The 18558-nt window shown below is 64.3% G+C and carries 15 protein-coding genes; 10 read left to right on the top strand and 5 right to left on the bottom strand.

The features are described from left to right. The first annotated feature begins 205 nt into the window (after positions 1–205). The 10 genes from RI103_RS10295 (at position 206) to RI103_RS10250 (ending at position 13364) form a co-directional block, all read left to right on the top strand. Positions 206–1603 carry an undecaprenyl-phosphate glucose phosphotransferase gene (locus RI103_RS10295; RefSeq protein WP_310811948.1) on the top strand — a complete coding sequence of 466 codons (1398 nt, stop codon included), beginning with the start codon at positions 206–208 and terminating at the stop codon, positions 1601–1603. A 40-nt stretch (positions 1604–1643) separates the two neighbouring features. Next, entirely contained in the window at positions 1644–3095 is a 1452-nt protein-coding gene (locus tag RI103_RS10290) for a UDP-glucose/GDP-mannose dehydrogenase family protein (RefSeq protein ID WP_310811947.1), read from the top strand. Positions 3096–3138: 43 nt separating this feature from the next. Then, positions 3139–3594 (top strand): low molecular weight phosphotyrosine protein phosphatase, encoded by a 456-nt coding sequence (locus tag RI103_RS10285; RefSeq protein WP_310811946.1) that lies wholly within the window; start codon positions 3139–3141, stop codon positions 3592–3594. After that, the gene (locus tag RI103_RS10280) at positions 3588–4817 is read left to right on the top strand and encodes a polysaccharide biosynthesis/export family protein (RefSeq protein WP_310815214.1); all 1230 of its coding nucleotides are present in this window, start codon (positions 3588–3590) and stop codon (positions 4815–4817) included. Before RI103_RS10285 ends, RI103_RS10280 begins: the two co-directional genes overlap by 7 nt. Positions 4818–4950: 133 nt before the next feature. Further along, entirely contained in the window at positions 4951–7149 is a 2199-nt protein-coding gene (locus RI103_RS10275) for a polysaccharide biosynthesis tyrosine autokinase (protein ID WP_310815213.1), read from the top strand. Between the two features lie 61 nt (positions 7150–7210). Then, positions 7211–8143: a glycosyltransferase gene (locus RI103_RS10270; RefSeq protein ID WP_310811945.1), complete on the top strand. Its 933-nt coding sequence runs from the start codon at positions 7211–7213 to the stop codon at positions 8141–8143. A gap of 100 nt (positions 8144–8243) precedes the next feature. Next, on the top strand, positions 8244–9419 hold the full coding sequence (locus RI103_RS10265; protein ID WP_310811944.1) for a glycosyltransferase: 1176 nt from the start codon (positions 8244–8246) through the stop codon (positions 9417–9419). A 3-nt stretch (positions 9420–9422) separates the two neighbouring features. Then, positions 9423–10892 (top strand): glucose-6-phosphate isomerase, encoded by a 1470-nt coding sequence (locus RI103_RS10260; protein ID WP_310811943.1) that lies wholly within the window; start codon positions 9423–9425, stop codon positions 10890–10892. Further along, the gene (locus RI103_RS10255; RefSeq protein WP_310811942.1) at positions 10889–12118 is read left to right on the top strand and encodes a glycosyltransferase family 4 protein; all 1230 of its coding nucleotides are present in this window, start codon (positions 10889–10891) and stop codon (positions 12116–12118) included. Before RI103_RS10260 ends, RI103_RS10255 begins: the two co-directional genes overlap by 4 nt. 79 nt (positions 12119–12197) lie before the next feature. After that, positions 12198–13364: a glycosyltransferase family 4 protein gene (locus tag RI103_RS10250; protein WP_310811941.1), complete on the top strand. Its 1167-nt coding sequence runs from the start codon at positions 12198–12200 to the stop codon at positions 13362–13364. Positions 13365–13525: 161 nt separating this feature from the next. On the opposite strand, the gene ppk2 is transcribed toward RI103_RS10250, so the two are convergent. The 5 genes from ppk2 to RI103_RS10225 form a co-directional block, all read right to left on the bottom strand. Further along, the gene (gene ppk2, locus RI103_RS10245; protein ID WP_409076983.1) at positions 13526–14572 is read right to left on the bottom strand and encodes a polyphosphate kinase 2; all 1047 of its coding nucleotides are present in this window, start codon (positions 14570–14572) and stop codon (positions 13526–13528) included. 200 nt (positions 14573–14772) lie between these two features. Then, entirely contained in the window at positions 14773–14994 is a 222-nt protein-coding gene (locus tag RI103_RS10240) for a YdcH family protein (protein WP_310811940.1), read from the bottom strand. Positions 14995–15199: 205 nt separating this feature from the next. Beyond that, the gene (gmd, locus tag RI103_RS10235) at positions 15200–16243 is read right to left on the bottom strand and encodes a GDP-mannose 4,6-dehydratase (protein ID WP_310811939.1); all 1044 of its coding nucleotides are present in this window, start codon (positions 16241–16243) and stop codon (positions 15200–15202) included. 151 nt (positions 16244–16394) lie between these two features. Further along, positions 16395–17132, bottom strand: coding sequence for an SGNH/GDSL hydrolase family protein (locus RI103_RS10230; protein WP_409076935.1), 738 nt, complete (start codon positions 17130–17132; stop codon positions 16395–16397). Beyond that, complete coding sequence (locus RI103_RS10225) at positions 17129–18220, bottom strand: acyltransferase (RefSeq protein WP_310811938.1); 1092 nt, start codon at positions 18218–18220, stop codon at positions 17129–17131. Before RI103_RS10225 ends, RI103_RS10230 begins: the two co-directional genes overlap by 4 nt. Between the last annotated feature and the right edge of the window lie 338 nt (positions 18221–18558).

Genomic DNA, 18558 nt, shown 5'->3' with positions numbered 1-18558 from the left:
CACTCATTCCGACACGGTTTCCCAATTCGGCTGTTCAGGCAGGTTTTTCGAGCGGGAAACAGTAGGGCAATTAGCACCGGTTCAAACAGTGTCGCGTCGCGCATGGATTTGCATGACGCGGTTACCGGCGTTGTGCGTCCCGTCGCCGGACTGGATTTCAACTAACCAACGGATGGCACTTGACTGACGAACTGAGGGGCAGCGCATGCTGAGCGTTCTATCGAGAATCATCGACATCGCAATGGTCGCGCTCGGCGCCGCCATCGCGGCGGCCGTGCACAGCGGGAAAGTCGTGTGGCTGGACGATATGCAAAGCGTGTCGCTCGCGTTCGACTGCCTGCTGGTAGTGGTGTTTTTCCCGGCGCTCGGGATCTATCAGTCGTGGCGCGGCAAGCCGCTCTACGACCTGCTGTGCCGTGTGGCGGGCGGCTGGCTGCTGGTGGAAGTCACCGGCGTGCTGATCAGCTTCAGCCTGCACCGCTCGGACAGCCTGTCGCGGCTGTGGCTCGTCTATTGGGCGGTGGCCACGATCGTGCTGCTGATCGTCACCAAGGTGATCGTCTATTCGATTCTGCGCGGGCTGCGCCGCGAAGGCTTCAATCAACGCGCGGTGGCGATCGTCGGCGGCGCGCCGTATGGGCGCTTTCTGATCCAGCAGATGCGCAGCCGTCCGGACGCGGGCTTCTCGCCGGTCGTGGTGTTCGATGAAGACAGCACGATCAATCACTACGAAGACCCGGACGCCGGCGAGGCGATCGAAGGCGTGCCGGTCGAGCGCGACTATCAACGCTTGCTGCACCTCGTGCGCCAGCGCGCGATCCGCGAACTGTGGCTGGCGCTGCCGATCTCGAAGGAGAAGGCGATCCACCGCTTCGTGATGGACCTGCGCAACGACTTCGTGAACATCCGCTTCATTCCGGACGTGCGCAGCCTGACGCTCTTCAATCAGCCGATGGTCGATCTGCTCGGCGTGCCGGCAATCAATCTGGCCGCCTCGCCGATCACCGATCTGCGCGTGCTGCCCAAACGCGTGTTCGATCGCCTGTTCGCGCTGGCCGCGTTGACCGCGCTCGCGCCGGTGATGCTGGTGATCGCCGCCGCCGTGAAGGTGAATTCGCCGGGCCCCGTGTTCTTCCGGCAAAAACGCAAGGGCATCGACGGCAATCAGTTCGAGATCTACAAATTCCGCTCGATGAGGATGCACAAGGAAGAGGCCGGCAAGATCACCCAGGCCACGCGGCGCGATCCGCGCATCACCGCGGTCGGCGCGTTCCTGCGGCGCACCAGTCTCGACGAGTTGCCGCAGTTCATCAATGTGCTGCGCGGCGAGATGTCGGTGGTCGGCCCGCGTCCGCATGCGCTCGAACACGACGACATCTACAAGGATCTGGTGAAGGGCTACATGCACCGCTACCGGATCAAGCCGGGCATCACCGGGTGGGCGCAGATCAACGGCTATCGCGGCGAAACCGACCGCATCGAAAAGATGATGGGCCGCGTCAAGCTCGATCTGTACTACATGCAGCACTGGACCTTCTGGCTCGACATCAAGATCGTCGTGCTGACGCTGTGGAAGGGTTTCGTGGGCAGCAACGCTTACTAAGCTCATTCCCCAATCAACTCAATTCTGCGAGGTGCAATACATGAACCTGACGATCATCGGTAGTGGCTACGTAGGCCTCGTGACGGGCGCTTGTCTGGCCGACATCGGCCACGATGTGTTCTGTCTCGACGTCGATCAGCGCAAGATCGACGTGCTCAACAACGGCGGCGTGCCGATCCATGAACCGGGTCTGCAGGAGATCATCGCGCGCAATCGCAAGGCCGGCCGCCTGAAGTTCTCGACCGACGTCGAAGCCGCGGTCGCGCATGGCGATATCCAGTTCATCGCGGTCGGCACGCCGTCCGACGAAGACGGCTCCGCCGACCTGCAATATGTGCTCGCCGCCGCGCGCAATATCGGCCGCCATATGACGGGCTTCAAGGTGATCGTCGACAAATCGACGGTGCCGGTCGGCACGGCCTCGCGCGTGCGCGAAGTGATCGCCGCCGAACTGGCCGGGCGCAACGCCGCTCATATGTTCTCGGTGGTGTCGAATCCCGAGTTCCTGAAAGAAGGCGCGGCGGTGGAAGACTTCACGCGCCCCGATCGCATCGTGCTCGGTTGCGACGAGGACGTGCCCGGCGAAAAAGCGCGCGACCTGATGAAGCGCCTCTACGCGCCGTTCAACCGCAATCGCGAACGCACGCTGTACATGGACGTGCGCTCGGCCGAATTCACCAAGTACGCGGCCAATGCCATGCTCGCCACGCGCATTTCGTACATGAACGAACTCGCGAATCTGGCCGACCGCGTGGGCGCGGATATCGAGGCGGTGCGTCGCGGCATCGGTTCCGATCCGCGCATCGGCTACGACTTCCTGTATGCCGGTTGCGGTTATGGCGGCTCGTGCTTTCCAAAGGACGTGCAGGCGCTGATCCGCACGGCCGCCGATCACAAGGCGAATCTGCGCATTCTCGAAGCGGTCGAAGCGGTCAACGACACGCAGAAGAAAATACTCGCGCACAAGATCGTCTCGCGTCTGGGCGAAGACCTGTCGGACCGCACGTTCGGTGTGTGGGGCCTCGCCTTCAAGCCGAACACCGACGACATGCGCGAAGCGCCGAGCCGTCCGCTGATCGCCGAACTGCTGCGCCGCGGCGCGCGCGTGAAAGCGTACGACCCGGTCGCCATCGACGAATCGAAGCGCGTGTTCGCGCTGGACCTGAAGGACGTGCCGCAACAGCACGCGCGCCTCGAGTTCGTGAAGGAAGAGATGGATGCGGCCGTTGGCGCCGACGCGCTGGTGATCCTCACCGAATGGAAGGTGTTCAAGAGCCCGGACTTCGACTCGCTCAAACGGATCCTCAAGACGCCGCTGATTTTCGACGGCCGCAACCTGTACGAACCCGACGCGCTGCTCGAACTCGGTATCGAGTATCACGCGATCGGCCGTCAGCACGCGCTGCGCATCGCGCCGGCGAAGGTCGGCACGAGCGGCTTGCCGCATGCGCAGGCGCAAGCAGCACTGGACGCGGCCGAAGCCGGCCGCTGATCCGTCGCCAACGTACCGACACGCCTTCATCACGGAGCCCGCCATGTTCGCCAACGTACTGATCGTCTGCCATGCAAACGTGTGCCGTTCGCCCGCCGCTGAAATGCTGTTCAAGGCGCGGCAACGCGCGGCGCCGCGTTCGCAGGCGGCGCCGATCGCGTTTCATTCGGCGGGCTTGCGGGCGATGAACGGCCACGCCATGGACCCGGTCATGCAACGCCTGCTCGCCGAGCAGGGCGTGGCCTCCGGCATCCACTACTCGCGGCGGCTCGACCGGCAACTCGTGCGCGACGCCGATCTGGTGCTGGTCACCGAGCGCGCGCAGGTGAGCGACGTCGAAGCGCTCGACCCGGCCTCGCGCGGCAAGGTCTATCCGCTCGGCAAGTGGGAAGCGGATTCCGACGTCGCCGATCCGCACGGCGGTGCGGAAACCGCTTATAGGGAGAGTCTCGTGCTCATCGAACATCTGGTCATGGGATGGCTGAAGAAAATATGCTGATGAAAAAACTCGCTGCACACTCATTCGCGAATGGCAAGTCGACGGGTTTCAAGTCGAATCTTGCCGCCACGCTTTTGCTGACGTCTTTTCTGTCGGCCTGCGCCACCGCACCTGGCAATTACCTCGATACGTCCCGGCTGAAAGACGACGGCCAGCACGATAGCCAACCCGCCGAGACCTATCCGGTCCATGTGATCGATGCCGCCGTCGTGACCGCGCAGGCGCAGGCTGCCGCCGCGAAAACGCAAGTGCTGCCGACCTCGACCGTGAGCGATCCGTCGCAGTACGTGTACCGACTTTCGCCGCAGGACATTCTCGGCATCACCGTGTGGGACCACCCTGAACTGACTACGCCGCAGGGCAGCACGCTGTCCGCCGGCGGCAACACCACGCAGTCGATCGGCGGCGCCTTGCAGCAGCCGTACACGGCCGCGCTGCCGGGGCAAGCCGATCCGTACGGCCAGACCATCGCGGCCGACGGCACGATATTTTTCCCGTTCGTCGGCCGTATTCGGGCCGCGGGCAAAACCGTCAGCGAGTTGCGCGATCAGTTGAGCTCCGGCCTCGTGCGCTATATCCGCAATCCGCAGGTCGACGTGCGCGTGCTGTCGTATCGCGGCCAGAAGGTGCAGGTGACCGGCGAAGTGAAGACGCCGGGCCCGCTCGCGGTGAGCGACGTGCCGCTCACGCTGGTCGACGCGATCACGCGCTCGGGCGGCACGAACTCGGACGCAGACATTCAGCGAGTGCGTCTCACGCGCAACAACAAACTCTACATACTCGACGCCGACCGCATGCTCGATCGCGGCGACACCACGCAGAACGTGATGCTGCAAAACGGCGACGTGATCAACGTGCCGGACCGCACCGACAGCCGCGTCTTCGTGATGGGTGAAGTGAAGACGCCGATCCAGTTGCCGATCATCAAAGGTCGCATGACGATCGCCGATGCGCTGACGCAAGGTGGCGGCATTCTCGACACCGACGCCAATCCGCGCCAGATCTTCGTGATGCGCGGCATGAAGGATCACCCGACCACGCCGGACGTGTACCGCCTCGACATGACGCAGCCGGACGCCATCATGCTGTCCTCGCAGTTCCAGCTGCAGCCGCTGGATGTCGTGTACGTGGGCACTGCCGCGTCGACCACCTTCAACCGTGTGTTGCAGCAGGTGTTGCCGACCGTGCAGACGTTGTTCTACCTGAAACAGCTGACGCGCTGATCGTGTCAGCCGCAATCTGAGCCGTCGTCAGGCCCGCGCCGCGCCGTCCGTGATCGACGCGGCGCGGGACCGAAGCAAATACCGCTGTAACCGATACGGGAAGCGAATTGTGAGCAACCAAATCTCTCCACACATGGGCGGTCCGATCAAGACCGAAGAAGAGGACGTCGTCCTCGGACAACTGGTGCAGGTGATCCTCGACGACATCTGGTGGCTCATCGCCATCGCCGCCGTGATCGTCGGGATCGCCGGCGCCTACTGTTTTCTCGCCAAGCCGATCTATTCGGCCGATGCGCATGTGCGGGTCGAGCAATCGGACAACACGTCGCAGGCGCTCACGCAGACGCAGACCGGCGCGGCGATCACCACCGGCTCGACCTCGCTGCCGACCGACGCCGAGATCGAAATCATCAAGAGCCGCGGCGTGGTCGGCCCGGTCGTCCAGCAGCTGAAGCTGAACTTCAGCGTCACGCCGAAGACGCTGCCGCTGCTGGGCAGCATCGCCGCGCGCATGGCGACGCCGGGTCAGCCGGCGCGTCCGTGGCTGGGGCTGTCGTCGTACGCATGGGGCGGTGAAGAGGCCGACGTCGATTCGATCGACGTGATCCCCGCGCTCGAAGGTCAGAAGCTGACCATGAAGGCGATTGACGACCAGCACTACAACCTGTACGCCGAAAACGGCTCGCTGCTGCTGCACGGCCAGGTCGGCCAGCAGGAGCAGGGTGGCGGCGTGACCATCATGGTCAACAAGCTGGTCGCGCGGCCAGGCGAGGAATTCACGGTGATGCGCGCCAACGACCTCGACGCGATCTCCGCGTTCCAGTCGGCCATCACGGTGCAGGAGCAGGGCAAGCAGACCGGCGTGATCCAGATCTCGCTGGAAGACAAGAGCCCTGAACATGCCGCGCTGGTCGCCAACGCGCTGGCGCAGTCGTATGTGCGCCAGCACGTGCTGAACAAGCAGGCCGACGCGAGCAAGATGCTCGACTTCCTGACGAGCGAGGAGCCGCGCCTGAAGTCCGATCTCGAACGCGCCGAGGCCGCCCTGACCGCGTATCAGCGCCAGTCCGGCTCGATCAACGCGAGCGACGAGGCCAAGGTCTACCTCGAAGGCAGCGTGCAGTACGAGCAGCAGATCGCCGGCTTGCGCCTGCAGATGGCGCAGCTCACCGAGCGTTACGGCGACGACCATCCGATGCTCGTGGCCGCGCGTGAGCAGATGGCCGAGTTGCAGGCGCAACGCGCCAAATACGCCGACCGCTTCCGCGATCTGCCCGCCACCGAGGTGAAGGCCGTGCAGCTGCAGCGCGACGCGAAGGTGGCGGAAGACATCTACGTGCTGCTGCTCAACCGCGTGCAGGAACTGTCCGTGCAGAAGGCCGGCACCGGCGGCAACGTGCATATCGTCGACGCCGCGCTGCGCCCGGGCGTGCCGGTCAAGCCGAAGAAGGCGCTGATCCTGTCGGCGGCGGTGATTCTCGGGCTGATAGCGGGCACCGGCTTCGTGTTCCTGCGCCGCAATATGTTCAAGGGTATCGACGATCCCGATCACATCGAACGTGCGTTCCATCTGCCGGTGTTCGGCCTCGTGCCGCTCTCCGCCGAGCAGGGCGTGCTCGAAGCCAGCTTCCAGCGCGGCGGCGAACGCCTGCGCTCGGTGCTGGCCAATGCGCGGCCCAAGGACGTCACGGTCGAAAGTCTGCGCAGCCTGCGCACCTCCATGCAGTTCACGCTGCTCGACGCGAAGAACCGCATCGTCATGCTGACCGGTCCGATGGCCGGCGTCGGCAAGAGCTTCCTGACGGTGAACCTGGCGGTGCTGCTCGCGAATTCCGGCAAGCGCGTGCTGATGATCGACGGCGACATGCGCCGCGGCGTGCTCGAACGCTATCTGGGCGGTGCGCCGGATAACGGCCTGTCCGAATTGCTGAGCGGCCAGATTTCGCTGGAAGAAGCGATCCGCAGCTCGCAGGTCGACGGCCTGAGCTTCATCTCGTGCGGCCGCCGTCCGCCGAATCCGTCGGAACTGCTGATGTCGCCGCGCCTGCAGCAATACCTCGAGGGCCTCGCCAAGCGCTATGACGTGATCATCATCGACACGCCGCCGGTGCTGGCCGTGACCGATGCGTCGATCATCGGCGCGTATGCCGGTTCGACCTTCTTCGTGATGCGCTCGGGCGTGCACAGCGAAGGCGAGATCAACGATGCGTTGAAGCGTCTGCGCGCGGCCGGCGTGCATGTGCAGGGCGGCATTTTCAACGGCATGCCGGCCCGCTCGCGCGGCGGCTACGACCGTGGCTACGCGGCGGTGCAGGAGTATCTGAGCACCTGAGGCGGCGAGTTTGCGGATGCATTCCGAACCTCGCGCAACGACGATTAAAAAGGACATCTCGATGAAAGTGACGGTACTGGTTCCGACTTACCGCCGCCCGGCCGATCTGGCGCGCTGCCTCGCCGCGCTGCAACGGCAGTCGCGGCTGCCCGACGAAGTAGTGGTGGTGGCGCGCGCCGACGACGAAGCGACCCACGCGTGTCTGCGCGATCCGGCCGTGCCGGGCGCGCTGGCGCTCTCAGTGGCGCTGGTCGAAGTGCCCGGCCAGGTCGCGGCGCTGAATCGCGGCTTGGATGCGGCGCGCGGCGACGTGATCGCGATCACCGACGACGACGCCGCGCCGCACGCCGACTGGGTCGAACGCATCGCCGCCGCTTTCGCCGGCGACGCACGCCTCGGCGCGCTCGGCGGACGCGACTGGGTGCACGAGAAAGGCCGCGTGCTGGACGGCGAACGGCCGCTGGTGGGCAAGGTCACGGCACACGGCAAGATCATCGGCAATCATCATCTGGGCGTGGGCGGCGCGCGCGAAGTCGACATTCTGAAGGGCGCGAATATGAGCTACCGCCGCGAGGCGGTGCGCACCATCCGCTTCGACGCGCGTCTGCGCGGCGCCGGCGCGCAGGTTCACAACGACATGGCCTTCAGCCTCGCCGTGAAGAACGCCGGCTGGAAGCTGATGTACGACCCGCGCGTGGCGGTCGATCACTTTCCCGCCGAGCGTTTCGACGACGACCGGCGCGACGCGCAAACCATGGCCGCCTTGCGCAACGCCGCGTTCAATTTCCATCTGATCCTGCGCGACCAGTTGCCGCCGCTGCACCGCGAAACGGCGTGGTGGTGGTGGACGCTGGTCGGCACGCGGGTCTATCCGGGTCTCACGCATGCGGCGCTCGCGCTGCTCTCGAAGCGGGCCGGCCTGCAGCTGACGCGCTGGCGCGCCGTGCGCAGCGGCGCGCACGAGGCGCGTCGCGCGCTGTCGCGCGCCGCGTGATCGCTACGTCGCGTCCCACGTCCCGCACGTTCGCGCATCGGCGCATGGCCAGCGTCAGGGCCGCCGATGCCCCTTTCCACCGGCAGAGCGGAGTGTCTGCATGAGTACGAAAGTTCACGTTCATCTGTTTTACGGCGCGGACCCGCGCTTTTATCGCCAGGGCGACGACATTGGTTGTCTGTATGGTTATCACCACGCGGAATCCGACGCGTTCAAGCTCACCTATTCGCAGGACGCCCGCGAAGGCAAGCCGGTGCGCCTGCTGCGCCGCGCGCTGAAGGCGGCGCTGGGGTTCGACTTCATCCATACGTGGCGCAATCGCGCCGAGATGCTGCGCTCGGATGTGATCTGGACGCATACCGAACAGGAATGGCTGTCGGCGGCGCTCATGCTGCTGCTGAGCGGTCGCAAGTCGGGCGCTGAGGCATCCCCCTTGTTGCTCGCGCAAAGCGTGTGGCTGCTCGATAAATGGCCTTCCTACGGCGTTCTGCGCAGCTGGCTGTATCGCAAGCTGATGACGCGCGCCGATCAGCTCACCACGCTCGCCAGCGAAAACGCCGAGCTGTGCGAGCGCTATTTCGACCGCGATGCCAAGCCGTTGCTTTATGGCCTGAACACGCGCGACTTTCCGGTCCGGACGCCGAGCGAATGGACGCCGCACACGCCGATCCGCATCGCCGCGATCGGCAACGACCGCGACCGCGATTGGGAGACGCTTATCAAGGCGTTCGGCAACGACGCGCGTTACACGGTGAAGCTCGCGACACGGCGCCGGATTCCCGCGTCGCTGCGCGCGCCGAACGTCGAGATCGCGCTGTTCTCCGGCATCAGGAAGCAACACGAACTGTACGACTGGGCCGATGTGATCGTCGTGCCCTTGCGGCCGAATTCGCACGCCTCGGGCATCACCGTGATGCTCGAAGCGGCGGCGGTCGGCAAGCCGATGGTGGTCACCGATGTCGGCGCCTTGCAGGATTATTTTCCGGCGGGCGAAGCGTCGTATATCCCGCCGTTCAATCCGCAGGCGTTGCGCGAAGCGGTGGACCAGCTCGCCGCCGCGCCTATGGACGCGCTGCGTCAGGCACAAGCGGCCGCCGCCGGCCTGCTGTCGCGCGATCTGACCACGCAGCACTACGCCATGCAGCATGTGCGGATCACCCAGGAGATGCTGCGCGCGCGGGCCGCGTCGCGCGGGCGCGCGGCGGCCGGCATGGCAACGGCAGCGGGCGTGGCCGAGTCCGAGCGGCCGGCGCGCCAGTCGCGCGGAGGTTTCTGAACGATGTCGACGATTGCGCGAAGCGCCGATAGCGTGAACGGCCGCGGGCGGGCGCCGTCCCGCGGCCGCAAGGAATGGCTGCCGGAGGCTTTGCTGTGGTTCGTCACGACGCTGTTGATCGGCGCGCATCAGGGTACCGTGCTCACGCTCGGGTTTCCGGTGCTCGCGATCCTGACGGGCCTGTGGCTGTACTTCAAGAGCCCGGCGCGCTACATCGGCTTCATGTGGTGGCTGTGGTTCCTGAGCCCGGAAGTGCGGCGTCTGGCCGACTGGTCCAAGGGATCGTTCACGCCGACCAGCCTGATCCAGGTCGCGCCGCTCGCGGTGACGATGATCAGCGCGCTGTCGCTGCTGCGCTACTACAAACTGCTGGCGCAACGGCGCGGCCTGCCCGTGCTGCTGATCCTGCTCGGCCTCATCTATGCGTTCCTCGTCGGCGTGATGTCGAGCGGCCCGCTCGCGGCCACCTACGACCTCGCGAACTGGCTGTATCCGATCCTGATCGGCTTTCACATCATGGCGAATACGCGCCAGTATCCGCAGTACCGCGACACCATCGTCAATACGTTCATCTGGGGCATGCTGGCGATGGGCGGCTACGGCCTGGTGCAGTTCTTCATCATGCCGCCGTGGGACGCGCTATGGATGCTCGGTTCGCAAATGAACTCGCAAGGCGACCCCGTGCCGATGGGCGTGCGCGTGTTCAGCACGATGAATTCGTCCGGACCGTTCGCGTTCGCGATGATGGGCGCGATGGTCTTCGTCATGGCGGCCACGCATCGCGTGCGCTGGATTGCGGCGGCGCTGGGCTTTTTCGCGTTCGCGCTGAGCCTCGTGCGCTCGACGTGGGGCGGCTGGGTCATCGCGCTGCTGATCCAGCTCGTCAAATCGAACAACAAGGTGCGGGTGCGCATCGTCGCCAGCGCTGTGTTGTTGGCGGGGCTATGCGTGCCGCTGCTTGCCGTCGGCCCGGTGGCCGAGCGGATGCAGGCGCGCCTGACCACCATCGTCAACCTGAACGACGACCAGAGCTACGCCGCGCGTAACGAGTTCTACGCGACCTTCGCCAAAACGGCCTTTACCGACGTGTCCGGCGAAGGCATGGGCGCCACCGGCACCTCCACCAAGCTCTCGAACGACGGCGGCCAGCTCGGCCAGTACGGCAACTTCGACAGCGGCGTGATGAACATTCCGTTCGTGCTCGGCTGGCCCGGCACGCTGCTCTACATGTCCGGAATCATCTGGCTGGTCACGCGTTCGGTGCTGGCGTCCTTCAAGCTGCGCAACGACAAATTCGTCTCCGCCTGCATGAGCCTGAGTCTCGCGACCTTCGCGATGCTCGTGTTCACCAACTCGCTGGTCGGCACGGGCGGACTGCTGCTGTTCATGAGTGTTTTTTCGATCCTTTCCGCGGTTCATTACGAGAAGATAAACCGCAGACGCACGCTATTTTTCCACGGAGGCACTGATTGAGAGTCGCCATTGTCACGCACGTCGTGCGCCATAACGACGGCCAGGGGCGCGTCAACCACGAGATCGCGCGCGCGGCTCTCGACGAGAACATCGGCGTCACGCTGGTCGCCTCGCACGTCGCGCCGGATCTGCTCGCGCATCCGAACGTCCGCTGGGTGCCGATGAAAATCGGCCGCTGGTGGCCGACCAATCTGCTGCGCCAGCAGGTGTTCGCGTTCAAGAGTGCGATGTGGCTGCGCGCGCATCGCCGCGAGTACGACGTGCTGCACGTGAACGGCTTCATCACGTGGGTGCCCGCCGACGTCAACACCTCGCACTTCGTGCATAGCGGCTGGTTCGGTAGCAAGTACTACCCGTTCGGGCTCACCAAGGGCGTGTGGTCCGCGTATCAGTCGGTCTATACGCGCTGCAATGCGCTGCTCGAACGCTGGGCCTACCGGCGCTCGAAGGTGATCACGGCGGTGTCGCAAAAGGTCGCCGACGAGATCCACGCGATCGGCCTCACGCCCGATAACCGTGTCGACGTGATTTACAACGGCGTGGATACGCAAGGCTTCGCCGCGGCCACGGGCGATCGCGACAAATTCGGCTTGCCGAAGGACGCGTTCCTGCTGCTGTTCGTGGGCGACCTGCGCACGCCACGCAAGAACCTCGGCACCGTGCTTGCCGCGCTCAAGCATCTGCCCGAGCACGTGCAGATCGCGGTGGCGGGTTTCCTGCCGGGCAGCCCGTACCCGGAAGAAGCGAAGGCGCTGGGCATCGCGCATCGCGTGCATTTTCTCGGTCTCGTGAAAGAGATGCCGGTGCTGATGCATTCGGTCGACGCCTTCGTGTTTCCATCGCGCTATGAAGCGATGAGCCTGTCGCTGCTCGAAGCGATGGCGGCGGGCTTGCCGGTGGTCACCGCGCGCACCGCGGGCGGCGCTGAAATCATCACGCCGGAATGCGGCATCGTGCTCGACGACCCGGACGATCCCAAGGCGCTGGCCCGCGCGGTCGCGCGCCTCGCCGGGAACCACGTCGAGCGGCGCGCCATGGGCGTTGCCGCCAACGAACTCGCGACCGGCTTCGGCTGGGCGCGCATGGCGGCGCAATACATCGCGCTGTATCGCCAGTTGGCGGGGCAGCAGCAAAATCGCCGGCGCAGCGAAGCGGAAGCGGCAGCGGTCGCCAAGACCGACGCGTTGACGCTGAACACGCTGGCCGGCCAGAAGAGCGCGGAATGACGTTGCGGGTTTCACCAAACCGGCTCGCGCATTCATCGCGCAACCATCACCACTCTCAGAACGCACAGGGGTCACAACCATGACGACGAGCTCTATCAAATCGCTGCAGATCGGGATGCACTGGTTCCCCGAGCGCGCGGGCGGCCTCGACCGCATGTATTACTCGCTGGTCGGCGCGCTGCCGGGCGCAGGCGTCGCGGTGCGCGGCGTGGTGGCCGGCTCGCCCAAAGTGGCCGCCGACACCGGCGGCGCGATCAACGGCTTCGGCTCCGCCGCGCAATCGCTGCCGTTGCGGCTGATGGCGGCACGTCGCGCGCTGCGCCAGGAAATCAGCACGTCGCGCCCCGACGTGATTTCGTCGCACTTCGCGCTCTACACCTTTCCTGGGCTGGATGTGACGCGCGGCATTCCGCAGGTCTCGCACTTTCAGGGGCCGTGGGCCGACGAGAGCCACGTGGAGGGCGCCGATTCGCTCGGCCAGCGCGCCAAGCGCTATCTGGAGCAATCGGTGTATGCGCGCTCGTCGCGGCTGATCGTGTTGTCCGAGGCGTTCGGCAAGATTCTGACCTCGCGCTATCGCATCGCGCCGGACCGTGTGCGCGTGGTGCCGGGTTGCGTCGATGTCGAACAGTTCAATCTGCCGATCTCACCCGCCGAGGCGCGTCTGAAGCTGCAATTGCCGCAAGACCGGCCGATCGTGCTGGCGGTGCGGCGGCTGGTGCGCCGCATGGGTCTCGAAGATCTGATCGATGCGGTGAAGCTGCTCAAGCGCAGCGCGCCCGATGTACTGCTGCTGATCGCGGGCAAAGGGCGGCTCGAAGGGGAGTTGCAGGCGCGCATCACCGAGGCGGGTCTCGAGGACAACGTCAAGCTGCTGGGCTTCGTGCCCGATCAGCATCTGGCGGCGCTGTATCGCGCGGCGAATATCAGCGTCGTGCCGACGGTGGCGCTGGAGGGCTTCGGGCTGATCACGGTCGAATCGCTGGCATCGGGCACGCCGGTGCTGGTGACGCCAGTGGGCGGTCTGCCCGAAGCCGTGGCCGGTTTATCGCCGAATCTGGTGCTGCCGGAGACGGGCGCGAAGGCTATCGCGGATGGACTCGCGGGCGCACTCAACGGCACACTGAAATTGCCCGATGCCGATGCATGCCGACGGTATGCGCGCGAGAACTTCGATAACTCGGTGATCGCGAAACGGGTGGCCTCGGTGTATAGCGAGGCGATTGGGGCAGGCGGGGTGCACTGAAGCTGCGGCGCGCGCACGGATGATCTCGGGCGGTCGCCGCCATGCGCCCGGCGCAATGGCGGCCGCTCAGTCCGATCGCGAGGTGAGCGCGAACAGCCCCTGCGGCAGCGCTTTGGGTCCGCGCTTTCGCCGGCACCATGTCACTAAAGTGCCGCGTCGGCTCACATCGCCCGGCCGACGATCAACGGATCCACCATGCCAATCGACTCGACATCGCGATTCGCATAGGGCAGTTTATGCAGCACGTAGCGCATTGCATTGAGGCGCGCGCGTTTCTTGCAATCGGAGCGAATCACGGTCCACGGCGCGTCGGCGGTGTCGGTTTGCGCGAACATCGCTTCCTTGGCCTGCGTGTATTCGTCCCACTTGTCGAGCGAGGCCAGATCCACGGGGCTGAGCTTCCATTGCTTGAGCGGATGAACCTGGCGCTCCTCGAAGCGGCGGCGCTGTTCCTCGCGGCTCACCGAAAACCAGAACTTCACGATATGGGTGCCGCTGCGCGCGAGGTGCCGCTCGAACTCGGGCACCTGCTGCATGAATTCGCCGTATTCCTGCGCGGAACAGAAGCCCATGACCCGCTCGACGCCGGCGCGGTTGTACCACGAACGGTCGAACAGGACGATCTCGCCCGCAGTGGGCAGATGCTGGACATAGCGCTGGAAATACCACTGGCCGCGTTCGGATTCGCTCGGCTTTTCCAGTGCGACGACCCGTGCACCGCGCGGATTCAGGTGTTCCATGAAGCGTTTGATCGTGCCGCCCTTGCCGGCCGCGTCGCGCCCCTCGAAGAGAATCACGACGCGCTGGCCGGTTTCGCGCACCCATGCCTGCAACTTCAGCAACTCGACTTGCAGCCGGTATTTCTGTTTTTCGTACGCGCGGCGCGACATCAGGTTGCGGTACGGATAGCCGCCCTCGCGCAGGGCGGGCGACAGTTCGTCGTCTGGATGGCGCGCGGTGCCCGCATGCCAGGCGGCCGGATTGCCTTCGATTAATTGCGCGCGTAGCGCGCGGGCTTCGTCTGGCGAGAGGCCGTCCATCAGCGCCTTGATGGTGCTCAACATGCTGCCGGCCTCACTTCTGGCGGACGCCGGCGCGGCGAGCACGCTCTCCATGCCGTTGAAGATCAAGGCATTGGCCGCCTCCACGGCGCGGCTGGTTTCATTGCGCTCGACCGCGCTTGCCGCCCGCGCGGCGTGACTGGCCAGCGCGGCGGATTGACACGAATTCTGGTTTGCATCAAGCGCGCCGCCGCCTACTTCGAGCGCGACGTTGCCCTGGCTGACGAGCTGCGCGACGGGAGGGCGGTCGCCCTTTTTGTTCTCATGGGATGCCAAGTTAGGGATACCTCGATGAAGATTGAACTCCGTGCGTGTCTATCGACATGCGCGGACCCACGCCGCTCGACTCAGGCGGCGGTGGCTGCCTTTCTCAGCACGCCGTAAAGCTGATCCTTCAGCAGGAGCTTTTTCTTCTTCAGGGTTTCGATCGTCACGTTGTCAGCGGGCGTGACGTTGGTTTCCATGTTGTGGATGCGGTGATCCAACTCGTTATGAAGTTCAAAAAGGCGGGAAAAGTGGGCGTCTTCCGTTTTGAGGCGGGAGATCAGGTCGCGATATTCGGGAAACATAAGTCGCTCCATCCAGCAGAAGGAAGGCGGCGGTTTTTTCGGGGAGAACCGACGCACTTTGGAGCTGTCATTTTTGCACTACCAGGGTATCGCCGGCATTGATCTGAATCATTGCGATAGGGCTTGGCGGCCCGTGCCCCGGCGAAGGCCGAGGGATAGCGCAATACGCGCGACCGCCTGCACGGCCGCGCATCTTCACCGCGAATCAGAACGTCTCGTGATGCTCGTTACGTCCCAGATCCGCATGAACCATCATGTGGCACAACTGTTCCAGCGTGGTTTCCGGCTTCCAGCCGAGTTTTTCGTGAGCCTTGTCGGCGCAGCCGATCAGCAGGTCCACTTCGGCCGGGCGATAGAACTTCGGATTCACGCGCACCAGTGTCTTGCCGGTGGCGACATCGATACCGGATTCGCGCTCTTCCTTGCCCGACCATTCGAGTTGATAACCCGCGGCCGCGAACGCCATGCGGACGAAATCGCGGACCGTTTCGGTGCGGCCGGTGGCGAGCACGAAGGTGTCGGGTTCGTCGGCTTGCAGCATGCGCCACATGCCTTCCACGTATTCCAGCGCGAAGCCCCAGTCGCGTTTCGCGCTCAGGTTGCCGAGCTCGAGGACGTCCTGCTTGCCGAGCTTGATCTTGGCGACGGTGTCGGTGATCTTGCGGGTGACGAATTCGCGGCCGCGCAGCGGCGACTCGTGATTGAACAGAATCCCGCTGCTCGCAAAGAGACCGTACGACTCGCGATAATTGATCGTCGACCAGTGCGCGAACAGCTTGGCGACGCCGTACGGGCTGCGCGGATAGAAGGGCGTGTCCTCGCGTTGCGGGACGGCCTGCACGAGGCCGAACATTTCCGACGTCGACGCCTGGTAGTAACGCATCTTCGAATTCAGGATGCGGATGCCTTCGAGCAGATTCAGCGCGCCGATGCCGGTCACTTCGGCGGTGGTCACGGGCTGGTCGAACGAGACGCCCACGAAGCTCTGTGCGGCGAGGTTGTACAGCTCGTCGGCCTGCGCGCCTTCGAGCAGGCGCAGCGTCGAGCCGAGGTCGGTCAGGTCGTGTTCGACCAGACGCAGATTCGGATGATCGAGCACGCCGAGTTCACGCATGCGCCAAAAGTTGACGGAGCTCGTGCGCCGGTAAGTGCCGGTCACGATATAGCCCTTGTCGAGCAGCAGTTTGGTCAGATAGGCGCCGTCCTGTCCGGATACGCCGGTGATGATCGCTTTGCGTGGTTGGCTCATAGCTTGCCTTCGAGATTGTTAAAAGAGAAAAAGAAAAAGCAGTCGCGCCGGCTAGGGCGCATTTCATCGGCACATTCGGAAGCGCATCTCAGAAGCACGTTTCACAAGCACCCAAAACACCCGGTGCACGAAACGCACTTGAAAAAGCGTTTCAGGATGTGCCGTTCAACAGCCGCCGCACCAATGGTTCGACGACCTGAAAATCCTGTTCGGCCTTGAGCCGGTACAAATCCGGCTTGGGATGCGCGCCGTCGGACATCAGCGTCTTCCAGTCGGGCAGAGCGCTGATGTAGGCAAACTGGTCGACGAGCGGCACCTGCTGCTCGGCGGCCACACGGCGCGTCATCGCGGCCATCGCGGCGAGCCGCGCGTTGAGCCGGTTGTCCGGCATCGGGTTCGCGGTCTGCAATACCGGCTGCTTGCCGAGCGCGCGTGCGGTTTTCACGAGCGTCGTTTCGGCTGCGTAGAACTGCTCGGGCGTCTGGTTCTGCATCACTTCGTTGATGCCGTAGTTGATCAGCACGATCTGCGCGGGCGAGGCGGCGAGCCGTTCCCGCCACGGCAAACCCGCCGTCGGTCCGGCGCGGCGATTGCCCGTGCCGTCGCGCAGTTGCGTCGCCATCGTGTTGCCCACACCGTAATTCGTGACACGCACCTGTTCGCCGTGGCGTGCCTGTAACTCGTCTTGCAAATACGACACGGCGTTTAGCGCCTGCGGGCCGCAATGACCGTCGCGGCAGGTAATGCCAAGCGTCGTCGAATCACCGTAGGCCTCGATCAGCACTGGCGATCGCGGACCCGGCGTCGCGGCGAGCGCGGCCGATGCCAGCAGCGATGCAACCGCGCATACGCTTGCAGCGAGCCATGCACGGCGTTTCAGGCACTTCATGCGCGGCTTTGCGGCGCGGTGCTGACGCTGCCGCCTGTCGTGGCTTGCCCATGTGCATGCGCGTTGCCCGCCGAGCCGAATATCAGGCGTTTCTCGAATGCGAACCACGTGATGCTGGCGTACACGAGCGTGATCGCGAGCGCGAGCGCGGCGGTGACAACACGGTTCAGATGCAGCGGCCACAGCGCGTACAGCACGCTCAGGTGAATCAGATAAACCGTGTAGCTGATGGTGCCGATATAGACCAGCACGGGATTGCACAACAGCCGTTTGACGATGCCCTTGCTTTGCAGGGCGATGACCACGACGGAAGTACAAAGCACCAGTGAAACGCTGTAGAGCGCCGCGTTCGACAGCGGCGTATTCGCCGCGCGAAAGCGCGGAAAGTGCAGATGCAGCCAGGCGAGCACGGCCAGCGCCGCAAAAAATCCCAGCACGGCGAGGCCTTTGAACGGCTCGAGCGCATGGCGGTCACGCCGCACGGCGACCGCCAGCAGCGCGCCTGCCGCGAGCAGGTCCATGCGGAACGGCGTCAGGTAATAGATCGGCCAGAACGAATCGAACCAGGGCGTGGCCACCGCGCGCAGCACGGGCACCAACAGGACCAAGGCAGCCGCCACGTAGCCGAGCACACGCTCGGGTACGAGCAGGATCACGAAAGGCCAGAAAATATAGAACTGCTCTTCGACGGCGAGCGACCAGAGCACATTCAGGCTGTCGTGACCGCTCTGGTTGAGCGCGTCGCCGATATTGGTCGCGAAGAACGCATACCACTGCCAGTGCTGCGCCCAGCCGAGCCCGAACAACATCGACGACACCACCATCAGCAGCACATAGGACGGCAGGATTCGGCGCGCGCGGCGTGCGTAGAAATAGCCGAAATACGACTGCTGACGCGCCTTGCGCTCGAGCAGGATGCCGGTAATCAGAAAACCGCTCAAAACAAAAAACAGATCGACGCCCATCCACAGCGGCGCCTTCAAGGCGTGCTGCGCGAATACGGCGAGCACGGCGATGGCGCGCAAGCCGTCGAGCTGCACGATGCGGCGGGAGTGGGAAGGCGCTAGGGGCAGTGCGCTGGCAGTCATGAACCGTCCATGGTGTGAAGCAGATGGGCCGGGCGAAGGATCGCGCGAGGGTACGGAGAACAGGCGCGCTCGCTTCGCGTCGCAACGGAAGTGCAATCGATTCTAGGGAAAATAAAATCGTGAAAAAACGGGAATGAATTGGATAAATGAATCAGATTGCAACAGGGTGTTTCGTTATCCATTCCCAATGGATTTTTATGCTTGTGTCGAGCAGATGACGGAGTATGTAATAAGTGCGGATCGCGTTGCTGCGCATCGGTAAAGATGGTGCAGAGCGAGGCGCGGCGCCATGCGTTGCAGTCGATTTCTTTTTAATCGATTTTTAATTGGTTTCTTTC

This window comes from Paraburkholderia sp. FT54, from assembly GCF_031585635.1.
Lineage (GTDB): Bacteria > Pseudomonadota > Gammaproteobacteria > Burkholderiales > Burkholderiaceae > Paraburkholderia.
The sequence above is the reverse complement of the archived record's forward strand: the minus strand, read 5'-3'. Positions and strand labels throughout refer to the sequence as shown.